Annotated in this window: 1 protein-coding gene and 1 pseudogene; both read left to right on the top strand. The window is 61.4% G+C overall.

All coding sequences use genetic code 11. From position 1 onward, the window contains the following. Positions 1-77: pseudogene (locus ACLJNW_RS28080) on the top strand (hypothetical protein); the annotation flags it as partial. 32 nt (positions 78-109) lie between these two features. Continuing rightward, positions 110-241 (top strand): Rho-binding antiterminator (locus tag ACLJNW_RS28075; RefSeq protein WP_410961895.1); only part of this gene is annotated, 132 nt, incomplete at its 3' end.

The raw sequence follows: 241 nt of genomic DNA, 5'->3' as shown, positions 1-241 counted from the left end.
GCCAGGGGCATTGCAGCTACTGCCACAGCGAGATTGCGACAGCAGAGGTTGCCGAAGCCATTCGGCTCCATGGCCATTACATCCTTCCCCTGGAAGGCTGTAGAGGCCAATGGACAGCTACCGCCCGATCGCCTGCGATCTCCATGACTACCTGGAGATCGCCTGCCTCTACCGCTACCGGTTGCTCCTCGAACTCGAGGACGGTGTTCGCTTCGAAGCCGAGGCGCGCACGACGCATACC

This window comes from Salmonella sp. SAL4457, assembly GCF_046548235.1.
Lineage (GTDB): Bacteria > Pseudomonadota > Gammaproteobacteria > Enterobacterales > Enterobacteriaceae > Salmonella > Salmonella enterica.
The sequence above is the reverse complement of the archived record's forward strand: the minus strand, read 5'-3'. Positions and strand labels throughout refer to the sequence as shown.